Below are 22,391 nucleotides of genomic sequence, written 5' to 3'. Positions count from 1 at the left end.
GTCAGTCGCTCCCGACTGCGGCCCGCGCCGCCACGAAGGCGTCCACGCAGCAGCGGACCTGCTCCTCGGTGTGGGCGGCCGACAGCTGCACCCGGATCCGGGCCCTCCCCTGCGGCACGACCGGGTGGCTGAACGCCGTCACGTACACCCCACGGGCCTGCATCTCGTCCGCGATCCGGGCGGTGCGCGCGGCGTCGTGGAACATCACGGGGACGATCGGGTGCTCCCCCGGCAGCAGCTCGAAGCCGGCGTCCTCCATCAGGGTCCGGAACAGCCGCGCGTTCGACGCCAGCTGCGCCCGTGCGTCGTCGGAGCGTTCGATGCGGTCGAGCGCCGCGACGGTGCCCGCGGCGATCACCGGCGCGAGCGAGTTCGAGAACAGGTACGGACGCGACCGCTGCCGGAGCAGGTCGACGACCTCCCGGCGGGACGACACGTAGCCGCCGGACGCACCGCCGAGTGCCTTGCCGAACGTGCCCGTGTACACGTCGACCCGGTCGGCGACCCCGCAGAGTTCGGGGGTGCCCCGGCCGTGCTCGCCGACGAACCCGACGGCGTGCGAGTCGTCGACGATGACGAGCGCGTCGTACCGTTCGGCGAGGTCGCAGATCTCGGCGAGCGGCGCGATCGAGCCGTCCATCGAGAAGACGCCGTCGGTGACCACCGCGCGGAACCGGGCCGACGAGGCGGCGGCGAGCTGCGCCTCCAGGTCGGCGGTGTCGCGGTTCCGGTACCGGAACCGCTGCGCCTTCGACAGCCGGATCCCGTCGATGATCGAGGCGTGGTTCAGCTCGTCGGAGATGATCGCGTCCTCCGGGCCGAGGAGCACCTCGAACAGGCCCCCGTTCGCGTCGAAGCACGACGAGTACAGGATCGTCGCCTCGGTGCCGAGGAACGCCGACACCCGCCGTTCGAGGTCGAGGTGCAGGTCCTGCGTGCCGCAGATGAACCGCACGCTCGCCATGCCGTACCCCCAGCGGTCGAGGGCGTCCTTCGCCGCCTCGACGAGGTCGGTGGAGTCGGCGAGACCGAGGTAGTTGTTCGCGCAGAAGTTGAGCAGGTCGAGCCCGTCCGCCTCGATCGCCGCCCGCTGGGGCCCGGTGATGCCCCGTTCGTGCTTCGTCAGTCCCGCCGCCTCGATGCCCGCGAGCTCCGCGGTCAGGTGGTCCTTGATCGCCCCGTACATCAGATCTCCGTCCAGTCGATGACGACCTTGCCGCCGTCCGCGCTCGCCGCCGCGGCGAACGCCTCCTCCCAGTCGCGCGCCGGGTAGCGCGCGGACACGATCGAGCCGATGCGCTCGCGCAGGACCGCGCTGCTCTGCAGCATCGAGCTCATCGCCTGCCACGTCTCGAACATCTCGCGGCCGTAGATGCCCTTCACGGTGAGCATGTGCGTGACGACCTTGCCCCAGTCGACCGCGATCGGCCCGCTCGGCAGCCCGAGCATCGCGATCCGGCCACCGTGGTTCATGTTCTCGACCATCGCGGGCAGCGCGGTCGGCGCGCCGGACATCTCGAACCCGACGTCGAACCCCTCCCGCATGCCGAGCCGCTCCTGCGCCGCACGGATCGCGGCAGCGCCACCCCCCGGTTTCGCGTCTCCGCGCACGTCCACCCCGAGGTCGGCGCCCATCGCCTCGGCCATCCGCAGACGGTTCGGGCTGACGTCGGTCCCGACCACGAACCGGGCGCCCGCGTGCCGTGCGACCGCGATCGCCATGAGCCCGATCGGTCCGCACCCGGCGACGAGGACGTCCTCGCCGACGAGCGGGAACGCGAGCGCCGTGTGCACGGCGTTGCCGAGCGGGTCGAACAGGGCACCGACCTCGGGCTCGACCTCGCCGTGGTGCACCCACACGTTCGTGCCGGGCAGCGTCAGGTACTCGGCGAACGCACCGTCGCGCTGCACCCCGAGGCCCTTCGTCCTGATGCACATCTGTCGGCGGCCTGCACGGCAGTTCCGGCAGGTGCCGCACACGATGTGCCCTTCGCCGGAGACCCGGTCGCCCACGGCGACGTCCCGGACGGCGGCACCGACCTCGACGACCTCGCCGAAGAACTCGTGCCCGGGGACGAGCGGCGCCGTCACCGCCGAGGCCGCCCAGTCGTCCCACCGCTGGATGTGCAGGTCGGTGCCGCAGATCCCGGTCCGCAGCACGCGGATGAGGACCTCGTCCTCGGTCGGGACCGGCACGGGCCGGTCGGTCATGGTCAGTCCCGGACCGGCGTCCGGCTTGTAGAGCGCCCGCATCGGCGTCACCTCGTCACTTCGTCGTGCGTGTGATGTGTTCGGCGGTGGTTCGTGGCCACCGTCGTCCAGCCTCCCACAGGTCGGCTCGCGCGGGGTGCGCGGCACGATGCAGGCGCATCGTGCGACGAAACACGCGTCGATCACGCGGTGTGGTGTCGCACGGTGCACGCGCATCCGATGCGGGCGCATCGTCCGACGAAACACGCGTCGATCGTGCGGAGTGATGTCGCAGGACGAGCACGCAACGATGCCGCGGACAGGGGCTGCGCGGGTCAGACCTCGGTGAAGGGCTCCGCGTCGTCGAGCCGCACGCGCAGGGTCGGTGCCGCACGACGGCGGTTGCCGCCCGGGAGCACTCGCCGGGTCGACGACCGCCGGATGACCTCGGCCTTGAGCGTCGCCGCGACCTCGGCGCCGTGCGCGTACGGGAACCGCACGATCGCCCGCACCGTCCCCGGCACCGGGTCGCCCTCGACGGGCACCGGCCCGAGCACCGGACCGGCGATGGCGTCACCGAGGGCCTCGACCGCTGCCGTCACCGCCTCGTCCGTCCCGGTGAGCGTCGCGACGCGGACGGCGGGCGGGAAGTGCAGCTCCCGACGGTCCGCGAGCTCGTCGTGCGCGGGGCCGTCGAGCCGCCACGTCGCCATCGCCGTCGCGAGCCGCCCGCCGATGCCGACGAGGTAGACCTCGGCACCCGGCGCGCCCTTGGCGGCGGCGTTCGTCCAGAAACGCAGGACGTCCTCCTGCACGCGGAGCCCCTCGCGGGCCAGCAGCCGTTCGCCGTCGAGCAGCAGCACGCACGCGTAGCCGCCGGGCACGCTGGGCTCCGCACCGCGGGTGGCGACGACGACCGACGGCCGCGCCGGGACCTCGTCGAGCGGGCGGGACCCGTCGGCCACCACGATCCGCGTGCCCGGGAACGCCCGACCGAGCTCGTCCGCGGTCCGCTGCGCGCCCTGCCCGACAGGCTTGAGCCTCCCACCGCCGCACGTCGGGCACCGGAACCCGACCGCGAGGGCCCCGCAGAACCGGCACTGCGGCGTGGCGTTGCGGTGCGGGGCGCCGAGCGGACCGCCACAGACCCGGCAGTGCGCCCGTTCACCGCAGTCGGCGCACACGAGCCCGGTGCCGAAACCCGGGTTGGCGACCTGCACGAGCACGGCGCCGTGCTGACTGGCCTCGCGGGCGGCGCGCCAGGCCGTGCTCGGGATGCGGGCCTGGGCGGCGAAGCCCTCGGCACTCGCCTGCTGCGCCGTCGGGATCACCTTCGGCGTCGGCACCCGGTACGGCGTGACCTCCTGCAGCCAGTGCAGTTCGACGAGCCGTTGCACGTCGGTCGAGCGGGCGTGCGCGAGGAACAGGAGTGCTGCGCCCGACTGCGCCGTGCGGACGAGGGCGACGTCCCGGGTGTGCACGTACGGCGCCCGGGGCTCGATGAAGGAGGCGTCGCCGTCGTCCCACATCGCGATGAGTCCGAGCTCGGTCGCCGGCGCGAACACGGCGGTCCGGTTGCCGATCGCGACGACCGCGTGCGTCCGCGCCTGCAGCAGGGCCTTCGCGCGCTGCCCGTTCGTCTGCTTGGCGTCGAACCGGACGACCCGCTCGGGCGGCAGGAGCGCGAGCAGCGCGCGTTCGAGGTCGGTCACGTCGCGGAAGTCCGGCACCGCCAGCACGGCGGACTGCTCCCGCGCGACGACGTGCGACGCCGCCTGGGCGAGCGTCGCCGCCCAGCCGGGCACCCAGCAGGGTTCGTCGGCGGAGCCGAGGTCGACGGGGTGGGGGACGGCGTCGACCGCAGCCCGTCCGCGGTCGGCGAGCAGTGCCTCCAGGACGCCGTCGGCGTAGCCGGTGACGGGCGTGGGCTGCACCGCCGGCGGTGACCACGAGGGGTCGCGGGCGAGCCACGCCTTCTCGGCGCGGACCTGGCGCGTCGGCACCGCGAGCCGGAGCACGTCGGACGCGACGCCGGCGGCCCGGTCAGCGACCGCGCGCGCCAGCGTCCAGATCTCCGGGGCCAGGACCGGCACCGGCGAGAGCACCGCTTCGACCTGACTGAGTTCGCCCGGGTAGTCGCCCTCCGAGACGACCTCGACGACGTACGCGTCGGACATCCGCGCACCGGTGCGCAACGGCACCTTGACGCGGACCCCCGGCACGCAGTCGTCCTCGAGCTCGTCCGGCACCCGGTAGTCGAACAGACGGTCCAACTGCGGGAGCGGCGAGTCGAGGACGACGCGCGCGACGGTGGTCACACGGTGACCTAGACGGCGGCGGCGACGAGCCCTGCTGCGGCCCGGAGCGCCTCGACGCGGTCGAGCTGTTCCCAGGTGAACCCGGGGAGCTCGCGGCCGAAGTGCCCGTACGTCGCGGTCTGCGCGTAGCGGGGCTTGAGGAGGTCGAGGTCGCGGATGATCGCGGCCGGCCGGAGGTCGAAGACCTGCAGGATGGCCTGCTCGATGGTGGCGTCGTCGACGTGGCCCGTGCCGAACGACTCCACGTAGAGCCCGACGGGCTTCGCGCGGCCGATGGCGTAGGCGACCTGCACCTCGAGGCGGTCGGCGAGCCCGGCGGCGACGGCGTTCTTCGCCACCCAGCGGAGCGCGTACGCGGCGGAGCGGTCGACCTTCGACGGGTCCTTGCCGGAGAACGCCCCACCGCCGTGGCGGGACGCCCCACCGTACGTGTCGACGATCACCTTGCGGCCGGTGAGCCCGGCGTCGCCCTGCGGCCCGCCGATCTCGAACCGACCGGTCGGGTTCACGATGACGTCGACGTGCGACGAGTCGAGGTCGACGAGGTCGAGCACCGGGTGGATCACGTGCGCGGTGACGTCGGCGGTGAGCTGCTCGAGGGTGACGCTCGGAGCGTGCTGCGTGGAGAGCACGACCGTCTCGACCGTCTTCGGCACGACGCCGTCGTAGCCGACCGTGACCTGCGTCTTGCCGTCCGGACGGAGGTACGACAGCTCGCCCGACTTGCGGACCGCGGCGAGGCGCTCGGCCAGCCGGTGCGCGAGCCAGATCGCGACGGGCATGTACTCGGGGGTCTCGTTCGTCGCGAACCCGAACATGATGCCCTGGTCGCCCGCACCCTGGCGGTCGAGCGGGTCCACGCCGGAGCCCGAGCGACTGTCGAGCGACTCGTCGACCCCCTGGGCGATGTCCGGCGACTGCGCGCCGATCGAGACCTCGACGCCACAGGTGCGGCCGTCGAAGGAGACCTCGGACGAGTTGTACCCGATGCCCGTGATGACGTCGCGGACGAGCTTCGGGATCTCGACGTAGCCGGATGTCGTGACCTCGCCGGCGACGTGCACGAGACCGGTGGTGACCATGGTCTCGACCGCGACGCGCGCGTGCGGGTCGGCCTCGAGCAGGGCGTCGAGGATGGTGTCCGAGATCTGGTCGCAGATCTTGTCGGGGTGCCCCTCGGTCACCGACTCGGACGTGAACAGGCGCAGGTTGCTCGTCGTCACCGGGGTCAGTCGGTCGGCTGCTGCTGCTTGGTGACCGTCAGCTTGTCCTCGTTGATCTCGTGGAGCGCGACGGAGAGCGGCTTGTCGTCGATGGTGGAGTCGACGAGCGGACCGACGTTGTCGAAGAGCGAGCCCTCGTGCAGGTCGGCGTAGTAGTCGTTGATCTGGCGGGCGCGCTTCGACGCGAAGATCACGAGCGCGTACTTCGACTCGACCTTGGCGAGCAGGTCGTCGATGGGCGGGTCGATGATGCCCTGGGGGTTGGCCATGGTGTCTCCTGTCAACGGTCGTGTCGCGCCCGGTGGGCACAGCGCAGCCCCGGCTAGGGCGCAGTGAACAAGTCTACGACTTCGTGTGCCGCGGTGCTGACATCGGAGTTCACGATCTTCACGTCGAACTCGTCCTGCGCGGCGAGTTCGACCTTCGCGGTCTCGAGGCGTCGGGCCTGTTCCTCGGGCGACTCGGTGCCCCGGCCGATGAGCCGACGGACGAGTTCCTCCCAGCTCGGGGGCAGCAGGAACACGAGGACCGCCTCGGGCATGGCGTCCTTCACCTGGCGGGCGCCCTGCAGGTCGATCTCGAGCATCACGCGGTCACCGGCGTCGAGCGCGCGGTCGATCGGCGGACGCGGCGTGCCGTACCGGTAGGAGTTGTGCACGGTCGCCCACTCGAGCAGCTCGCGGTCGCGGATCATCCGGTCGAACTCGGCGTCGTCGACGAAGTAGTAGTGCACGCCGTCCACCTCGCCCGGGCGGGGCTTGCGGGTCGTGGCGGACACGCTGAGGTTGACGTCGGGGAAGTGCTCGCGGATGTACGCGCTCACGGTGCCCTTGCCGACCGCGGTGGGGCCGGCGAGCACGACGAGCTTCGAGGCGCCGCGCTTCCGACCGCGCGCCGCGAGCCAGTCGGCCAGCACGGAGCGCTGCCGCACGCCGAGACCGCCGAGCCGCTTCGACGGCGCGATGCGCAGGCTTGCCATCACCGAGTCCGCCCGCGCCGGGCCGATGCCCGGCAGGCTCGTCAGGAGGTCGCGGACCCGCAGGGACTTCTCGGCGGGAGCGTCCTCGTCGGACCAGGCCGCCCGCGCGACGTCGAGCGCCGAGCGCTCCCCCGAGACGACCGCGGCCTTGACCGCGGCCCGGGCACGCCGGGCTGCGACGGCGGCCTGCGCGGCGGCGACGCGGTCGACCTCCGGTGGGTTGCGGTGCGCCGGGAGCGCCCCGCGGTCGGCACCTTCCGTCACGCGGCGGCCCCGAGCGCGGCGGCGATCCGGTCGGCGCGGTCGGCCACCAGTGCGGCGACACCGTCGGGTCCGTCGACGAGCAGCCCGCGCGACTCGTTCACGAGCACCTGCTCGGCCCGCGAGCCGTACCGGGCACGGAGGTCCTCGATCCGGGCGCCCTGCGCGCCGAACCCCGGGGCGAGCACCGGCGCGGAGCCGATGTCGTCGGCGGTGATGCCGAAGTCGGTCAGGTCGAGGGTCGCGCCGAGCACGAGCCCGACGTCGCCGAGGGGCTGCGCCCCCACGGAACGGTTGTCGTCTGCCACGTCCACGACGATACCGGCAGCGACGGTCCGTCCCGCACGCGGTCCCTCGGCGAGCACCGCCGTCTGCAGCACGCGGGCCTCGGGGTTGCTCGTCGCGGCGAGCACGAACACCCCGGCCCCGTTCGCCCGCGCGGTGTCGATCGTGCCGCGGAGCGAGCCGTAGCCGAGGTACGGCGACACCGTCATGGCATCGGCCCGGAACGGCCCGTCGCGGTCGACCCACGCCTCCGCGTAGTCGTCGCCGGTGCTGCCGATGTCGCCCCGCTTCACGTCGGCCACGACCAGGAGGCCCGCATCGCGTGCCCGACGGATCGTCGCGTCGAGCGCACGGTAGCCGGCGACGCCCGCCGCCTCGAAGAACGCGATCTGCGGCTTCACGACGGCGGCGCGGCCGGCGGCCGCGTCGACCAGGGTCGCGCCGAAGGCGGTCAGTCCCTGCTCGTCGCGGCCGAGCCCCCACGCCGCCAGGGTGGCGGCGTGGGGGTCGATGCCGACGCAGAGCGCGGAACGTGAAGCGATGGCGGACGCGAGCCGGACGCCGAAGGAGGCTGGGCCTCTCCCCACCGGCACGGCCGACCCGCCGCTGGCGCGTCGGTCCGGAACCGGCGGCGTTGGCCCAGGCTGCACTGCGCTCACCAGGTGGCGCGCTCGAGCGCGTAGTCCTGCAGGCTGCGGACCGTGTGCTCGGTGCCGATCGTCTCGATCGCGGCGACCGCCGCGCCGAGCTGGGCGATCGTCGTGAACAGCGGCTTGTCGGCCGCCACGGTGGCCGCACGGATCTCGTAGCCGTCCGCGCGACCGGCCGCACCGGACGGCGTGTTGATGACGACGTCGACCTCGCCGCGGGCGAGCAGGTCGACGACGCTCTCGCCGCCCTCGCTGTACTTGCCGACCAGCGTCACCTCGATGCCGTTGCGGCGGAGGACCTCGGCCGTGCCCTCGGTCGCCGTGATCGTGAACCCGAGCTGCTGCAGGCGGTGGATCGGCAGGACGACCTGGCGCTTGTCGGTGTCGGCGACGCTCACGAACACCGTGCCGCTCGTCGGCAGGCCGCCGTACGCGGCGTCCTGCGACTTGAGGAAGGCCCGCGGGAAGTCGCGGTCGATGCCCATGACCTCGCCCGTGGAGCGCATCTCGGGGCTGAGCACCGAGTCGACCACCTGGCCGTCGTGCGTGCGGAAGCGGCGGAAGGGCAGCACGGCCTCCTTGACGGCGACCGGGGCCTGCGCGGGCACCGAGGAGCCGTCGCGCTCCGGCAGGAGTCCCTCGGCGACGAGCGCATCGATCGAGGTCCCCGTCATGATCCGGCTCGCGGCCTTCGCCAGCGGGATGCCGAGCGCCTTCGAGACGAAGGGCACCGTGCGGCTCGCGCGCGGGTTCGCCTCGAGGACGTAGAGCACGCCGGCGCCGATGGCGAACTGCACGTTGAGCAGCCCCTGCACGCCGATGCCGCGGGCGATCCGCTCGGTGGCTTCGACCACGCCGCGGATCTCCGCCTTGCCGAGGCCGACCGGGGGCAGGGTGCAGGCCGAGTCGCCGGAGTGGATGCCGGCCTCCTCGATGTGCTCCATGATCCCGCCGACGTACAGCCGCTCGCCGTCGAAGAGCGCGTCGACGTCGATCTCCACCGCGTCGTCGAGGAAGCGGTCGACCAGGAGCGGCAGCTCCGGGCCGATGATCGCCTGGTCGGCCATCCGGTCGAAGTAGTCCGCGAGGGCGGCCGGGTCGTAGACGATCTCCATTCCGCGGCCGCCGAGCACGAAGGACGGGCGGACCAGGACCGGGTAGCCGATCTCCTCGGCCACGGCGGTCGCGCTCGCGAGGTCGTGCGCGGTGCCGTTGCGGGGCGCCAGCAGGCCGGCCTCCTCGAGGATGGCGGCGAACTGGCCGCGCTCCTCGGCGGAGTCGATGGCGGCGGGCGACGTGCCGAGGATCGGGATGCCCGCGGCCTCGAGCGGCTTCGCGAGTCCGAGGGCCGTCTGGCCGCCGAGCTGCACGACCACGCCGACGAGCTCGCCGGACGCCCGCTCGGCCTCGATCACCTCGAGGACGTCCTCGGTGGTCAGCGGCTCGAAGTACAGGCGGTCCGAGGTGTCGTAGTCGGTCGAGACCGTCTCCGGGTTGCAGTTGATCATGATCGTCTCGAACCCGGCGTCGCTCAGCGCGAAGGACGCGTGCACGCAGGAGTAGTCGAACTCGACGCCCTGGCCGATGCGGTTCGGGCCGGAGCCGAGGATGACGACCTTCTTGCGGTCGCTCGCGGCGACCTCGGTCTCGGTGTCGTACGACGAGTAGTGGTACGGCGTGAGGGCCGGGAACTCACCGGCGCAGGTGTCCACCGTCTTGAAGACCGGGCGGATGCCGAGCCCGTGCCGGGTGTCGCGGGCCTCCTGCTCGGAGATCCCCCGCAGCGACGCGATCTGGACGTCGCTGAAGCCGTGCTCCTTGGCCCACCGCAGGGTGTCGGCGTCGAGGGTCTCGGCGGCGGCGACCTCGGCCGCGACCTCGTTGATGAGGACGATCTGGTCGATGAACCACGGGTCGATCCCCGTGGCCTCGAAGACCTCCTCCGCCGTGGCGCCGGCGACCAGGGCCTGCTGCACCGTGACGATGCGGCCGTCCGTCGGGGTCCTCGACTTCTCGAGCAGCGCGTCCTTGTCGAGCTCGGCGGCCGGGGTGTCCCAGTGGAACGAGGACCCGCGCTTCTCGAGCGAGCGGAGGGACTTCTGCAGGGCCGTCGCGTAGTTCCGGCCGATGGCCATCGCCTCGCCGACGCTCTTCATCGTCGTGGTGAGGGTGGCGTCGGCGGCCGGGAACTTCTCGAACGCGAACCGCGGGGTCTTCACGACGACGTAGTCGAGCGTCGGCTCGAAGCTCGCCGGCGTCACCTGCGTGATGTCGTTCTGGATCTCGTCGAGGCGGTACCCGATGGCGAGCTTCGCGGCGATCTTCGCGATCGGGAAGCCCGTCGCCTTCGAGGCCAGGGCGGACGACCGCGAGACGCGGGGGTTCATCTCGATGACGATGATCCGGCCGTTCGACGGGTCCACCGCGAACTGGATGTTGCAGCCGCCGGTGTCGACGCCCACCCGGCGGATGATGTCGATGCCGATGTTCCGCATGGCCTGGTACTCGCGGTCGGTGAGCGTCAGCGCCGGGGCGACGGTGATCGAGTCGCCCGTGTGCACGCCCACCGGGTCGACGTTCTCGATCGAGCAGATCACGACGGTGTTGTCGAAGTTGTCGCGCATCAGCTCGAGCTCGTACTCCTTCCACCCGAGGATCGACTCCTCGAGCAGGACCTCGCTCGTGGGGCTCGACTGCAGGCCGTCGCCGACCATGCGGACGAGCTCGTCCTCGGTGTACGCGAACCCGGAACCGAGGCCGCCCATGGTGAACGACGGACGGATGACCAGCGGGTACCCGAGGTCGGCCGCGTACTCCTTGGCCTCGTCGAGGGTGTGCGCGATGTGGCTGCGGGCCACGTCCGCGCCGGACTCCAGGACGAGGTCCTTGAAGAGCTGCCGGTCCTCGCCGCGCTGGATCGCGTCGACCTTCGCGCCGATGAGCTCGACGCCGTGCTTCTCGAGGATGCCGGCCTTGTCGAGGGAGATCGCCGCGTTGAGCGCGGTCTGCCCGCCGAGCGTCGGCAGGACGGCGTCGGGGCGCTCGATCTTGATGATCTCCTCGAGGGAGGCGTCCGTGATCGGCTCGATGTAGGTGGCGTCGGCGAAGTCCGGGTCGGTCATGATCGTCGCCGGGTTCGGGTTGACGAGGATGACGCGGACGCCCTCGGCGCGGAGGACACGGCACGCCTGGGTGCCGGAGTAGTCGAACTCGGCGGCCTGCCCGATGACGATCGGGCCGGAGCCGATGACGAGGACGGAGTTGATGTCTGCGCGCTTCGGCATCAGTTGGCTTCCTTGGTGACGTCGGCTGCGGGGGTGGTGGCGGTGGCGGTCGCCGCGTCGAGCGGCTGCCCGTCGCGTCGGGCACGCACGAGGTCCGCGAACCGGTCGAACAGGTACATCGAGTCGTGCGGACCGGCCGCCGCTTCGGGGTGGTACTGCACGCTGAAGGCGGGCACGTCGAGCGCGCGGAGGCCCTCGACCACGTTGTCGTTCAGCGAGTAGTGCGAGACCTCGACCCGGCCGAACCCGGCGGGCGATTCGACGACCTCGCCGAGCGGCGCGTCCACGGCGAAGCCGTGGTTCTGGCTGGTGATCTCGACCTTGCCCGTCGCCGTGTCGAGCACGGGCTGGTTGATGCCGCGGTGGCCGAACGGCAGCTTGTACGTGCCGAACCCGAGCGCGCGCCCGAGGAGCTGGTTGCCGAAGCAGATGCCGAAGAACGGGCGGCCGGTCCTCAGCGACTCCTGCAGCAGTTCGACCTGCGCGTCGCTCGCGGCGGGGTCGCCCGGGCCGTTGGAGTAGAAGAGCGCGTCGGGATCGAGCTCCTGCAGCGCGGACGCCGTGATGTCCTGCGGCACGACGTGCACCTCGAACCCGCGCTCGGCGAGGTACCGGGTGGTCGAGGCCTTCACACCGAGGTCGAGCACGGCCAGGCGACCGATCTGCTCGCCCACCGCGGGGACCACGTAGGTCTCGGGCGTGCTCACCGTCGCGGAGAAGCTCGCGCCCGCCATGCCGGCCTGCTCGCGGACGGCCGCGAGCTGCTCGTCGGCGGGCAGGTCGGCGTCGGCGCCGCTGAAGACGCCGCCCTTCATGGCGCCGGCGTCGCGGATCCGGCGGGTGAGCGCCCGCGTGTCGATGCCGGAGATCCCGACGATGCCGTCGCGGACCAGGTGGTCGTCGAGCGTGGCGTTCGCGCGGTGGTTCGACACGATGCGGCTGGGGTCGCGCACCACGTAGCCGGCGACCCAGATGCGACGGGACTCGGGGTCCTCGTCGTTCACGCCCGTGTTGCCGATGTGCGGCGCGGTCTGCACCACGATCTGTCCGGCGTAGGACGGATCGGTCAGCGTCTCCTGGTAGCCGGTCATGCCGGTCGCGAAGACCACCTCGCCGAGGGATCGGCCTCGGGCACCGTAGGCCCGTCCGTCGTACCGGGTACCGTCCTCGAGGACCAGTACGGCCCGTTCGCGTGTCATCAGTTCGTCCCTTCGCCCGCGGTGTGCGGGTGCTCGTGCTTCGTCGTCAGTCCCTGCAGGGCGTCGAGCGCTGCTGCGTCGCCCTCCGGGAACCGGAAGTAGGTGTCGAGGTCCGTCGCACCTGCGGCGCCGGTCGCCGTCCATCGCAGACGGACCAGTCCCCCGGGCTCGACCACGCGGTCGATGGCCCACGTGGCGCGGTCGGCGCCGCGGACGGCGTCGGCCGCCACCCATCGGTCGGGTGCCCCGGCGTGGTGCAGCACCACGCCGGCCCCGTGGACGGTCACGCCGCCGCGGCTGCGGAAGCCGAGACCGCCGGCGGTGATGCGCTCGAGCGGCTGGTCGGCGCGGGTCGTCGCGACCGTGAAGCCGTCCCACGACCCGACCTGCGCGCCCGGATCGGCCGGCACCGGGACGGGAGGCACGGCTGCGGCCTGCGCGCGGGTCCGGGTCCGCCAGGTGCGTGCCATGGCGACGAACAGCAGCGCCACCAGCAGGAGGATCACCCCGCCGGCGAGCCACCGCAGCGCGTCGCCGCTCACCGTGCCGCCGCCCGGGTCGCGGCGGCGTGCGCGGCGACCGTCCCGGCGTCGACGACCGTGCCGTCGAGCACGGTCGGGTACCCGTGGTGGAAGGTCGCGACGACCCGTCCGGGCAGCCGCATCCCGAGGTAGGGCGAGTTCTGCGACTGCCCGGCGAGGTCCGTCACGGCGAACTCACGGACGGCGGCCGGGTCGTACAGCGTGACCTCGGCCGGGGCGCCCTCCGCGATCCGCTGCCCGTGGCCGTCGACCTGACCGATGCGCGCGGGGGCCTCGGACAGGACCCGTGCGACGTCCGCCCAGTCGAGCTGGCCGGTGTCGACGACGGCGGCCTGCACGACGCTGAGCGCCGATTCGAGGCCGACCATGCCGTTGGCGGCGGCCGGCCACTCGCAGCACTTCGCCTCGGCGGTGTGCGGCGCGTGGTCGGTGGCGACGATGTCGACCGTGCCGTCGGCGAGCGCGGCCCGGAGCGCCTCGACGTCCTCGCGGGCGCGGAGCGGCGGGTTCACCTTGTAGCGGGCGTCGTAGCCCGGTGCGCCGTCGACCCCGGCGATCAGGTCCTCCGTGAGCACGAGGTGGTGCGGTGTGACCTCGGCGGTGACGTCGATGCCGCGGGACTTCGCCCAGCGGATGACCTCGACGCTGCCGGCGGTGGAGACGTGGCACACGTGCAGGCGTGCCCCGACGTGGTCGGCGAGCAGCACGTCCCGCGCGATGATCGCCTCCTCCGCCACCGCCGGCCAGCCCGCGAGCCCGAGCTCCGACGACAGCCGGCCCTCGTTCATCTGCGCGCCGATGGTCAGCCGCGGCTCCTGGGCGTGCTGCGCGATCACGCCGCCGAACCCCTTGACGTACTCGAGCGCCCGGCGCATGAGCAGCGGGTCCGCGACGCAGGAGCCGTCGTCCGAGAACACCCGCACCCGGGCACGGCTCGTCGCCATCGCGCCGATCTCGGACAGGTGCGTGCCCTGCAGGCCCTGCGAGACGGCGCCGATCGGTCGGACGGTGACGTAGCCCGCGTCGTCGCCGAGGGCCTGGACCTGCTCGACCACACCGGCGGTGTCGGCCACCGGGTTCGAGTTCGCCATCGCGTTGACGGCCGTGAACCCGCCCGCGGCGGCCGCACGCGAGCCGGTCAGGACGGTCTCCGCCTCCTCGCTGCCGGGCTCGCGCAGGTGCGTGTGCAGGTCGACGAGCCCGGGCAGGGCGACCAGCCCGTCGGCGTCGACGACCGTGGCACCGGCCGAGTCGAGACCGGACCCGACCGCGGTGATGCGCCGTCCCTCCAGGCGGATGTCGGCACGCGTGCCGTCGACCAGCTGCGCGCCGCGGATGAGGTGGGCGGTCATGCGACGGACTCCTTCGTGTCGTGCGCGCCTGCGCCGGCGTGGTCGCCCGTCAGGGCGAGGTAGAGGACGGCCATCCGGACGCTGACGCCGTTCGCGACCTGCTCGACGACCGTCGAGCGCGGGTCGTCCGCGGCGACCGCCGCGATCTCGAGCCCGCGGTTCATCGGTCCGGGGTGCATGATGAGCGTCCGGTCGGACAGCCGCGCCGCACGGGAGGCGGTCAGGCCGAAGTGCCGGGTGTACTCGCGCTCGTTCGGGAAGAACGCGTCGTGCATCCGCTCCTGCTGGATGCGCAGGAGCATGACGACGTCGGGGTCCTCGGCGAGGGCGACGTCGAGGTCGTGGTGGACGGCCGCACCGAACGGGCGCTCGACCGCGGGCAGCAGGGTGGGCGGCGCGACGAAGGTGACCTCGGCTCCGAGCGTGCGCAGCAGCCAGGCGTTGCTCCGCGCCACCCGGCTGTGCAGCACGTCGCCGACGATCGCCACGCGCACGCCGTCGAGGCCCTTCCCGCGGCTCGCGTCGCCGTGCAGTCGGCGCCGCATCGTGAACGCGTCGAGCAGCGCCTGCGTGGGGTGCTCGTGGGTGCCGTCGCCCGCGTTCACGACGGGGACGTCGATCCAGTCGGCGTCGGCCAGCACCCTCGGGGCACCGGACGCGCCGTGGCGCATGACGATGCCGTCGATCCCCATGGCGCCGAGGGTCTGCACGGTGTCCTTGAGCGACTCGCCCTTCGAGACGCTCGAGCCCTTCGCGGCGAAGTTGATCACGTCGGCCGAGAGCCGCTTCGCCGCTGCCTCGAACGAGATGCGGGTCCGGGTGGAGTCCTCGAAGAAGAGGTTCACCACGGTCTTGCCGCGGAGCGCGGGGAGCTTGCGGACCTCGCGGGTGTTGACCTCGGCCATCTCCTCGGCCACGTCGAGGATGTGCACCGCGTCGGCCCGGGAGAGGTCGGCGGTGGAGAGCAGGTGCTTCACGAGGCCACCCCCTCGCCCTGTTCGATGACGACCTCGTCGCTGCCGTCGGTCTCCGTGAGCCGCAGCGTGACGCGCTCGTCGGACGCCGTCGGGAGGTTCTTGCCGACGTGGTCCGCCCGGATCGGGAGCTGCCGGTGCCCCCGGTCGACGAGCACCGCGAGCCGGACCGCCCGGGGACGCCCGATGCCCTGCAGGGCGTCGAGCGCGGCCCGCACGGTGCGACCGGAGTAGAGCACGTCGTCGACCAGCACGACGACCTTGCCGTCGATGCCACTCGTCGGGATCGTGGTGCGGTGCGGCGCCCGACCGATGCCGTGCCCGAGGTCGTCCCGGTGCATCGTGACGTCGAGGGTGCCGAGCCGCTGCTCGCGGTCGGCGGCCCACTCGGGCTCGATGCCCGCCAGGATCGACGCGAGCCGCTCGGCCAGGACGGCACCCCGTGTCGGGATGCCCAGGAGCACGAGGTCCGAGGCGCCGTGGTTGGCCTCGAGGATCTCGTGCGCGATGCGTGTCAGTGCACGCGTGATGTCGGTGTGCTGCAGGACCGTTCTGGTGCCCACGCCGACCTCCTTCCCCGCCTCACCGGACGGACTTAAAGGACGCTGACGTGGACAACCCTACCGGGACTCCTGGTCCCCTGCGACCGTCCGACCGGACGGTGGAGTGGTCTGCCGGGCACCGGGCGCGCGGCCCCCGGCGACGGCACCGAGCACGCCGTTGACGAACCCGGCGGACTCCTCCGTCGAGAGCGACTGGGCGAGCTCGACGGCCTCGGCGATCGCGACGGCGTCGGGGACCTCGGCGTTGAACCGGAGCTCCCAGACGCCCATGCGCAGGATGCAGCGGTCGAGCACGGGCATGCGGGCGATCGACCACCCTTGGGCGTGGTCGACGATCACGGAGTCGATCTCGTGCCGCGCCTCGTCGACCCCGGTGACGATCTGCCGTGCGTAGTCCCAGCTCGACGCCCGCTCGGGCTGGTCGAGGTGGCGGACGGTCTCGGTGGCGAGGACGTCCGCGATCGGCAGGTCACGGACCTCCGCGACGTACAGCATGTCGAGGGCGCGCTTGCGGGCCTTCGAACGAGCACTCATGTGGCGAGCGCCTAGTTGTTGACGCGGCCGAGGAAGCTGCCGTCGCGCGTGTCGATCTTCACGGTGGTGCCGCTCTCGAGGTAGAGCGGGACCTGGATGCGGTGGCCGGTCGCGATGATGGTCGCGTCCTTCGTGCCGCCGGAGGAGCGGTCGCCCTGGAGGCCCGGCTCGGTCTCGACCTCGGTGGTGATCGACGTCGGCAGCTCGATGTAGAGCGGGTTGCCCTCGTTCATCGCGATGGTGACCATCGCGGACTCGAGGAGGAAGTTCTTGGCGTCGCCGACGACCGTCTCCGAGACCGGGATCTGGTCGTACGTGTCGGTGTCCATGAACACGTACGAGTCGCCGTCCTGGTACAGGTACTGGTAGTCGCGGCGGTCCACGGTGGCGGTGTCGATCTTCGCGCCCGCGTTGAAGGTGCGGTCGACGACCTTGCCCGAGACGACGTTCTTGAGCTTCGTGCGGACGAACGCGCCGCCCTTGCCCGGCTTGACGTGCTGGAACTCGACGACCGACCAGAGCTGGCCGTCGATGATGAGAACGGCGCCGTTCTTGATGTCAGTGGTGCTGGCCATGGGTCTTCCCGTTCGATGGTGTTGTGAAGGTCTCGCGGACGGATCGTCCGCCGTGGTCGTCGTCCACCGGATCGGCGCGACGCCCCGACGAGTGTAGCGGACCCGTGCGGCGGGCCCCGGAGGCACCCGACCCCGCGGTCAGTCCCGCCGCCGCGCCAGCCACGCGTCGATCGCCGCCCACACGAGCAGGAACGTGGCCGTCCCGCCGAGCAGCCCGCCCGCCACACCGGTCGGCAACGTCGCGGTCGGACGAGCCGGGAGCGTGAGGTACACGATCGCGAGCACCCCGGCCCCGGCGCCGAGGGCGACGAGCAGGATCCGCCGGACGAGCCCCGTGACGAGCCGCCGGTCCGAGCGGTCCCCGAACAACCGGATGTTGACGGTGAGCCGTCCGGTCTCGAGGGCCTCGGTGATCCGGTCGACCCGCCGCGGCAGCTTGCGCGCGGCCGACACGACGCCGAAGAGCTCGCGCACCGCGACGTCGCGCAGCGCCGAGGGCCGGAGTTGGTCGCGGATCTGCTGCTTCGCGAGGTCCCGCGACTCCTCGAGCAGGTCGAACGACGGCGCCAGTGTGCGCAGGGTCCCCTCGAAGATCGCCAGCGCCCGGGCCGCGGCGACGAAGTCCGGCGGCGGCTTCAGCCGGTAGCGGCCGAACACCTCCACCGCGTCGTCGACCGTCTCGACGCCGATCCGGGCGCCCGGGCCGAGCTCGTCGGCCACGAACCGCGCGATGTCGCGACGGAAGTCGGCCTCGTCCGCCGGGTCGCGGACCGGCGCCATCCGCAGCACGTTGTCGGCGATGCGCGACGTGTCGTCCTGGAGGTAGCCGGCCAGCAGTTCCTGGACCGTGTCCCGGAGACCCGGGTCGAGCCTCCCGACCGAACCGAAGTCGATCAACGCGGGACGACCGTCGGGCAGGAGCACGACGTTCCCGGGGTGGAGGTCCGCGTGGTACAGCCCGTCGAACACGACCTGCCGGAGGAACGCCCGCAGGATCGCGCGCATCGGCGCGTCGAGGTCGCGGTCGGAGCGCTGCGCGCGCAGCGCGCTGAGCGTGTCGCCCTCGAGGAACTCCATCACGAGCACCCGGCGGCCGGACAGCTCCGGGTACGGGACCGGCAGGTACACCTCGTCGGGCCGGGCACTCCTGGCCTGGGCGGCGCGGAGCGCGGCGAGGTTGCGCGCCTCCGACGAGAAGTCGACCTGCTTCACGAGGTCCGCGGCGTACTGCTTCGCCACGTCGACGACGCCGACCTGCCGGGCCTCACTGCTCGTCCGCGCGAGGAACCGGACCACTCGGAGGGCGATGTCGACGTCCCGGCGGACCGCCGCGTCGATCCCCGGGCGCTGCACCTTCACGGCCACCTCGGTGCCGTCGTGCAGCCGGGCGCGGTGCACCTGGGCGATCGAGGCGGCCGCGACGGGGACCGGGTCGAACGCCGCGAAGACCTCGTCGACCGGCGCGTGCAGCTCGGTGGCGAGCAGTTCCGCGACGGCGTCGGCCGGGGCCGGGGTCACGTCGCGCTGCAGGTGTGCCAGACCCTCCGTCCACTCCTCCGGCAGCAGGTCGTCGCGCGTGGAGAGCAGCTGGCCCATCTTGACGAACCCGCCGCCCGCCTCCTCCAACGCCCGGCGCAGGTGCTCGGCCTGGTCCCGGCGGAGTGCACTCGTCTCCGGGTCGTGCGAGAAGTCCAGTCGTCGGAACGGGACGAGCTTGTGGCGTCGGGCGATGGCGAGCAGTTCGGCGAAGCGGCGGCCGCGGACGCGCAGGCTGCCGACGTCCGCGTCGGGCTGACCGAGGTCGCTCAGGCGGGGCGGGGTGGGCACCCGACCAGTGTGCTCCTCCGGGCTGGGTCCGTCGGGTGTGCAGGCACGGGCCGTGTGGCGGCTCCTGCACAGCCGGGAGGCTCGGCGCGGTCTCCACAGATCGGCTCGCGCGGGCGCCGGGTGCGGTGTCGGGTCGCCAGCATCGGGGCATGGAGACAGCAGTCATCGGCGCGGTGATCGCCGCGGGCGCGGCGATCGCCGCGGCCGTCGTCAGTTGGTTCGGGGCGTTCCAGTCGCGGCGGGCAGTCGACCGAGCGCATGCCTGGGAGCGCCTGACCTGGGCCGTCCGACGCTCGAGGACGCAGTCGGAGTACGACATCTCGAGGACTGTGCTCGAGCGGCTCATGAACGTACGGTGGGCGCCGAAGCCGGACCGGAACCTTGCGCGCCGCGCGCTGCGGCGACACCGGTACGAGCAGATCGACCGAGACGACGAGGACCACTGATGCGACTGTTCACGCCGCTGCCGGACGCCCCCCGCTTCAAGATCGACGGCACGGCAGAGGACGACGCGATCCTCGACGCATGGGTCGAGGGCGCCACGCTCGCCGAGTGGTACGAGTCCGAGCGGACCGGCATCGTCACCGTCTCGATGCGGATCAAGTGGTGGTGGCGACGCACCCGTCGGGTCCTGCGCTGAGCCCCGCGGGCGTCCGCGGCTCGGCTAGATCCCGACCTCCTGGTACGCGGTGAAGAGCAGGTGGTCCTCCGGGCCTTCGAGCGTCGTCGGCTTCCCCACCCCGTCGAGGATGATGAACCGCAGCATCCCCGCGCGAGCCTTCTTGTCGCGACGCATGGTGGCGAGCAGCCCCTCCCACCGACCGATGCCGTAGGTCGTCGGGAGCTCGAGCGACTCCAAGATCGCGCGGTGCCGATCGACCGTGGCGTCGTCGAGGTGCCCGGTGAGCCGCGCGAGCTCGGCGGCGAACACCATCCCGACCGAGACCGCCGCGCCGTGGCGCCACTGGTAGCGCTCCGCGTGCTCGATGGCGTGACCGAGCGTGTGGCCGTAGTTGAGGATCTCCCGGCGCCCCTGCTCGGTGAAGTCGTCGGACACCACCTGCGCCTTGAGCTCGATCGCGAGTTCGACGACCCGGCGGAACTCCGGCGTGGTCGGGTCGGTCACCCGTGCGACATCGGCCTCGATCAGGTCGAGGATCTCCGGGACGGCGATGAACCCGGCCTTCACGATCTCGGCGAAGCCGGTGAGGATCTCGTTCCGGGGCAGCGAGCGCACGAGGTCGAGGTCGGCCACGACCGCGCGCGGCGCGAAGAAGGCGCCGACGAGGTTCTTGCCCTCGTTCGTGTTGATGCCGGTCTTCCCGCCCACGCTCGCGTCGACCAGGCCGAGGACGCTGGTCGGGATCGCGACGTAGGGCACACCGCGTAGCCACGTGGCGGCGACGAAGCCAGCGAGGTCCGTGACCGCTCCCCCGCCGAGCCCGATCACGGCGTCGGTCCGCGTGAAGTCCGACTGCCCCATGATCTGCCAGCAGAACGCAGCGACCTCGACCCGCTTCGCGCCCTCGGCGTCGGGGACCTCGGCGATGAGTGCTTCGAGCCCGGCGTCGACGAGCAGCTGGCGGAGCTCGTTCGCACGGGCGCCGAGCGTGGGCGCGTGCACGATGAGGACCTTCGCGACGCGCGGGCCGAGGATCGCCGCGACGGCTCCGAGCAGCCCGGTGCCGACGGCGACCACGTACCCGTCGTCGCCGCCGACGCGGATCTCGGTCGTGCCCTCGGGCAGGGTGGTGGACGGGACGGTCGCGCTCACGCGGTACCTCCGGTGGGGTCGGGCTGGTGGGACGGCTCCGCGCCGCCGGTCGTGGAGTCTTCCTGGTCGCGCACCCACGCGACGATGTCGTCCACCACGTGGGACATCGGCCGCCGAGAGGTGTCCAGGACGATGTGGGCGAGCTCGGCGTAGGTCGCGGCGCGCTCGTCCAGGATGGTCTGCCAGGCGTCCAGACCGCCGGTCGCCAGGAGCGGCCGGTCACTCCCCGCGATCCGTTCCGCGACCGCCTCGGCGGAGACGGTCAGCAGGACGATCCGCGCTCCGGTCAGCGCTTCACGGGTGGCGGCGTGCGTCACCGCACCACCACCGACCGCGACCACACCGTTCGTCCGCACGGCGTCGCGCACCGCAGCGGCCTCGAGCTCCCGGAACTCCGGCTCGCCGCGGGTGGCGAAGATCGTCGGGATCGGACCGTGCTCCCGGGCGATGACCCGGTCGGTGTCGGTGAACGGCACGCCGAGGGCCCGCGCGACCCGTTTGCCGACGGTCGACTTGCCGGCGCCCATCGGCCCGATCACGACCACCGGCGCGCCGAGACGCCCCGTTCGTGGTGCCGGCGCGCTCACCGGGCGGCGGTCGTGTCCGCGGGCTCCACCCGGCGGCTGCGGAGGGTCTCCGGGATCGACGCGAGGTAGGACTCGAGGTTCCGCTTCGTCTCCGCGACGTTGTCGCCGCCGAACTTCTCGAGCACGGCGTCCGCGAGCACGAGCGCGACCATGGCCTCGGCCACGACGCCGGAGGCCGGGACGGCACAGACGTCGGACCGCTGGTGGTGCGCGGACGCGTCCTCACCCGTGGTCACGTCGATGGTGTGCAGGGCGTGCGGGACGGTCGCGATGGGCTTCATCGCGGCGCGCACCCGCAGGACGGTCCCGGTCGACATCCCGCCCTCGGTGCCGCCGGCACGGTCCGACGTGCGGACGATCTCGCCGTCCTCGCGGTACAGCTCGTCGTGCGCCGCCGACCCACGACGAGCCGCGGTCGCGAACCCGTCGCCGACTTCGACGCCCTTGATCGCCTGGATGCCCATGATCGCAGCGGCGAGCCGCGCGTCGAGCCGACGGTCCCACTGCACGTGCGAGCCGAGCCCCGGCGGGACACCGTAGAAGAGCACCTCGACGACGCCGCCCAGCGTGTCTCCGTCCTTCTTCGCCGCCTCGACCTCGGTCACCATGCGGGCGGAGGTCTCGGCGTCGAAGCAGCGGAGCTGGTCGTCGTCGAGCCGGTCGACGTCGTCGGGCTGCGGCAGTGCCGTCCCGTCGGGCACGCGGACCGTCCCGACCTGCAGCGTGTGCGCGACCGAGCGCATGCCGAGCTCGGCGAGGAAGGACTTGGCGACGGCGCCGAGCGCGACGCGGGCTGCGGTCTCACGGGCACTCGCGCGCTCGAGGATCGGCCGGGCCTCGTCGAAGCCGTACTTCTGCATCCCGACCAGGTCGGCGTGCCCGGGCCGCGGCCGGGTGAGCGGCGCGCTCCGGCCCCGCGAGGCGTCGGTCTGTTCGACGGGCTCGGGGTTCATGACCTCGACCCACTTCGGCCACTCGGTGTTGCCGATGCGGATCGCGATCGGGCTGCCGAGGGAGTAGCCGTGCCGGACACCGCCGGACACGTGCAGCTCGTCCTGCTCGAACTTCATGCGGGAGCCCCGGCCGTAGCCGAGCTTGCGCCGCGCGAGGTCGGTACGGATGGACTCGAACGACACCGGGACGCCCGCGGGCAGTCCCTCGAGCATCGCGATCAGTTCGGGTCCGTGGGACTCACCGGCGGTCAACCAACGAAGCATGCCCCAATCCTCCCACAGCCCCCGGACGTGCGACGCGCGCCGCCCGCCGCCCGCCGC

The 22,391-nt window shown here is 72.5% G+C and carries 21 protein-coding genes; 2 read left to right on the top strand and 19 right to left on the bottom strand.

All coding sequences use genetic code 11. The annotated features are described in order from the left end of the window. Position 1: 1 nt before the first annotated feature. The 16 genes from Csp2054_RS09935 to Csp2054_RS09860 form a co-directional block, all read right to left on the bottom strand. Positions 2-1,186, bottom strand: coding sequence for a glycine C-acetyltransferase (locus Csp2054_RS09935; RefSeq protein ID WP_096899147.1), 1,185 nt, complete (start codon positions 1,184-1,186; stop codon positions 2-4). Continuing rightward, positions 1,186-2,253 (bottom strand): L-threonine 3-dehydrogenase, encoded by a 1,068-nt coding sequence (gene tdh / locus Csp2054_RS09930; RefSeq protein ID WP_096899173.1) that lies wholly within the window; start codon positions 2,251-2,253, stop codon positions 1,186-1,188. The genes Csp2054_RS09935 and tdh overlap by 1 nt, the downstream gene beginning before the upstream one ends. Before the next feature lie 272 nt (positions 2,254-2,525). Beyond that, positions 2,526-4,508, bottom strand: a complete 1,983-nt coding sequence (locus Csp2054_RS09925) for a hypothetical protein (RefSeq protein WP_096899146.1) — start codon at positions 4,506-4,508, stop codon at positions 2,526-2,528. Between the two features lie 8 nt (positions 4,509-4,516). After that, entirely contained in the window at positions 4,517-5,731 is a 1,215-nt protein-coding gene (gene metK, locus Csp2054_RS09920; RefSeq protein ID WP_096899145.1) for a methionine adenosyltransferase, read from the bottom strand. Positions 5,732-5,736: 5 nt separating this feature from the next. Further along, on the bottom strand, positions 5,737-6,000 hold the full coding sequence (rpoZ, locus tag Csp2054_RS09915) for a DNA-directed RNA polymerase subunit omega (protein ID WP_022906709.1): 264 nt from the start codon (positions 5,998-6,000) through the stop codon (positions 5,737-5,739). A 53-nt stretch (positions 6,001-6,053) separates the two neighbouring features. Continuing rightward, positions 6,054-6,974 carry a guanylate kinase gene (gene gmk / locus Csp2054_RS09910; RefSeq protein ID WP_096899144.1) on the bottom strand — a complete coding sequence of 307 codons (921 nt, stop codon included), beginning with the start codon at positions 6,972-6,974 and terminating at the stop codon, positions 6,054-6,056. Beyond that, positions 6,971-7,843 carry an orotidine-5'-phosphate decarboxylase gene (gene pyrF / locus Csp2054_RS09905; protein WP_096899172.1) on the bottom strand — a complete coding sequence of 291 codons (873 nt, stop codon included), beginning with the start codon at positions 7,841-7,843 and terminating at the stop codon, positions 6,971-6,973. Before pyrF ends, gmk begins: the two co-directional genes overlap by 4 nt. A gap of 68 nt (positions 7,844-7,911) precedes the next feature. After that, positions 7,912-11,190 carry a carbamoyl-phosphate synthase large subunit gene (gene carB / locus Csp2054_RS09900; RefSeq protein WP_096899143.1) on the bottom strand — a complete coding sequence of 1,093 codons (3,279 nt, stop codon included), beginning with the start codon at positions 11,188-11,190 and terminating at the stop codon, positions 7,912-7,914. Next, the gene (gene carA / locus Csp2054_RS09895) at positions 11,190-12,389 is read right to left on the bottom strand and encodes a glutamine-hydrolyzing carbamoyl-phosphate synthase small subunit (protein ID WP_096899142.1); all 1,200 of its coding nucleotides are present in this window, start codon (positions 12,387-12,389) and stop codon (positions 11,190-11,192) included. Before carA ends, carB begins: the two co-directional genes overlap by 1 nt. Further along, complete coding sequence (locus Csp2054_RS09890) at positions 12,389-12,931, bottom strand: hypothetical protein (RefSeq protein WP_096899141.1); 543 nt, start codon at positions 12,929-12,931, stop codon at positions 12,389-12,391. Before Csp2054_RS09890 ends, carA begins: the two co-directional genes overlap by 1 nt. Further along, the gene (locus Csp2054_RS09885) at positions 12,928-14,283 is read right to left on the bottom strand and encodes a dihydroorotase (RefSeq protein WP_096899140.1); all 1,356 of its coding nucleotides are present in this window, start codon (positions 14,281-14,283) and stop codon (positions 12,928-12,930) included. Before Csp2054_RS09885 ends, Csp2054_RS09890 begins: the two co-directional genes overlap by 4 nt. After that, complete coding sequence (locus tag Csp2054_RS09880) at positions 14,280-15,260, bottom strand: aspartate carbamoyltransferase catalytic subunit (RefSeq protein WP_096899139.1); 981 nt, start codon at positions 15,258-15,260, stop codon at positions 14,280-14,282. Before Csp2054_RS09880 ends, Csp2054_RS09885 begins: the two co-directional genes overlap by 4 nt. Next, on the bottom strand, positions 15,257-15,820 hold the full coding sequence (pyrR, locus tag Csp2054_RS09875) for a bifunctional pyr operon transcriptional regulator/uracil phosphoribosyltransferase PyrR (protein ID WP_096899138.1): 564 nt from the start codon (positions 15,818-15,820) through the stop codon (positions 15,257-15,259). Before pyrR ends, Csp2054_RS09880 begins: the two co-directional genes overlap by 4 nt. Before the next feature lie 57 nt (positions 15,821-15,877). Further along, positions 15,878-16,354, bottom strand: coding sequence for a transcription antitermination factor NusB (gene nusB, locus Csp2054_RS09870; RefSeq protein WP_096899137.1), 477 nt, complete (start codon positions 16,352-16,354; stop codon positions 15,878-15,880). Positions 16,355-16,365: 11 nt separating this feature from the next. Continuing rightward, positions 16,366-16,929, bottom strand: coding sequence for an elongation factor P (gene efp / locus Csp2054_RS09865; RefSeq protein ID WP_096899136.1), 564 nt, complete (start codon positions 16,927-16,929; stop codon positions 16,366-16,368). Positions 16,930-17,067: 138 nt separating this feature from the next. Continuing rightward, positions 17,068-18,756, bottom strand: coding sequence for an ABC1 kinase family protein (locus Csp2054_RS09860; protein WP_096899135.1), 1,689 nt, complete (start codon positions 18,754-18,756; stop codon positions 17,068-17,070). A 149-nt stretch (positions 18,757-18,905) separates the two neighbouring features. Here Csp2054_RS09860 and Csp2054_RS09855 point away from each other — a divergent pair, with 149 nt between their 5' ends. Beyond that, a complete protein-coding gene (locus Csp2054_RS09855; RefSeq protein WP_096899134.1) occupies positions 18,906-19,202 on the top strand; it encodes a hypothetical protein in 297 nt (98 codons plus the stop codon). Next, positions 19,202-19,396: a hypothetical protein gene (locus Csp2054_RS09850; RefSeq protein ID WP_096899133.1), complete on the top strand. Its 195-nt coding sequence runs from the start codon at positions 19,202-19,204 to the stop codon at positions 19,394-19,396. Before Csp2054_RS09855 ends, Csp2054_RS09850 begins: the two co-directional genes overlap by 1 nt. A 24-nt stretch (positions 19,397-19,420) precedes the next feature. Here the strand turns inward: Csp2054_RS09850 and aroB are convergent, their stop codons facing one another. Genes aroB through aroC form a run of 3 tightly spaced genes read right to left on the bottom strand, consistent with a single transcriptional unit; the run spans position 19,421 to position 22,334 of the window. Continuing rightward, positions 19,421-20,530 (bottom strand): 3-dehydroquinate synthase, encoded by a 1,110-nt coding sequence (gene aroB, locus Csp2054_RS09845; protein WP_411897149.1) that lies wholly within the window; start codon positions 20,528-20,530, stop codon positions 19,421-19,423. Next, positions 20,527-21,117 carry a shikimate kinase gene (locus Csp2054_RS09840; protein WP_411897148.1) on the bottom strand — a complete coding sequence of 197 codons (591 nt, stop codon included), beginning with the start codon at positions 21,115-21,117 and terminating at the stop codon, positions 20,527-20,529. Before Csp2054_RS09840 ends, aroB begins: the two co-directional genes overlap by 4 nt. Further along, positions 21,114-22,334 (bottom strand): chorismate synthase, encoded by a 1,221-nt coding sequence (aroC, locus tag Csp2054_RS09835; protein WP_096899132.1) that lies wholly within the window; start codon positions 22,332-22,334, stop codon positions 21,114-21,116. Before aroC ends, Csp2054_RS09840 begins: the two co-directional genes overlap by 4 nt. Positions 22,335-22,391: the final 57 nt, after the last annotated feature.

It is taken from the genome of Curtobacterium sp. 'Ferrero', assembly GCF_002412165.1.
In the GTDB taxonomy this organism is placed as follows: Bacteria; Actinomycetota; Actinomycetes; order Actinomycetales; family Microbacteriaceae; genus Curtobacterium.
This window is presented reverse-complemented; position numbering and strand designations above follow the sequence as displayed.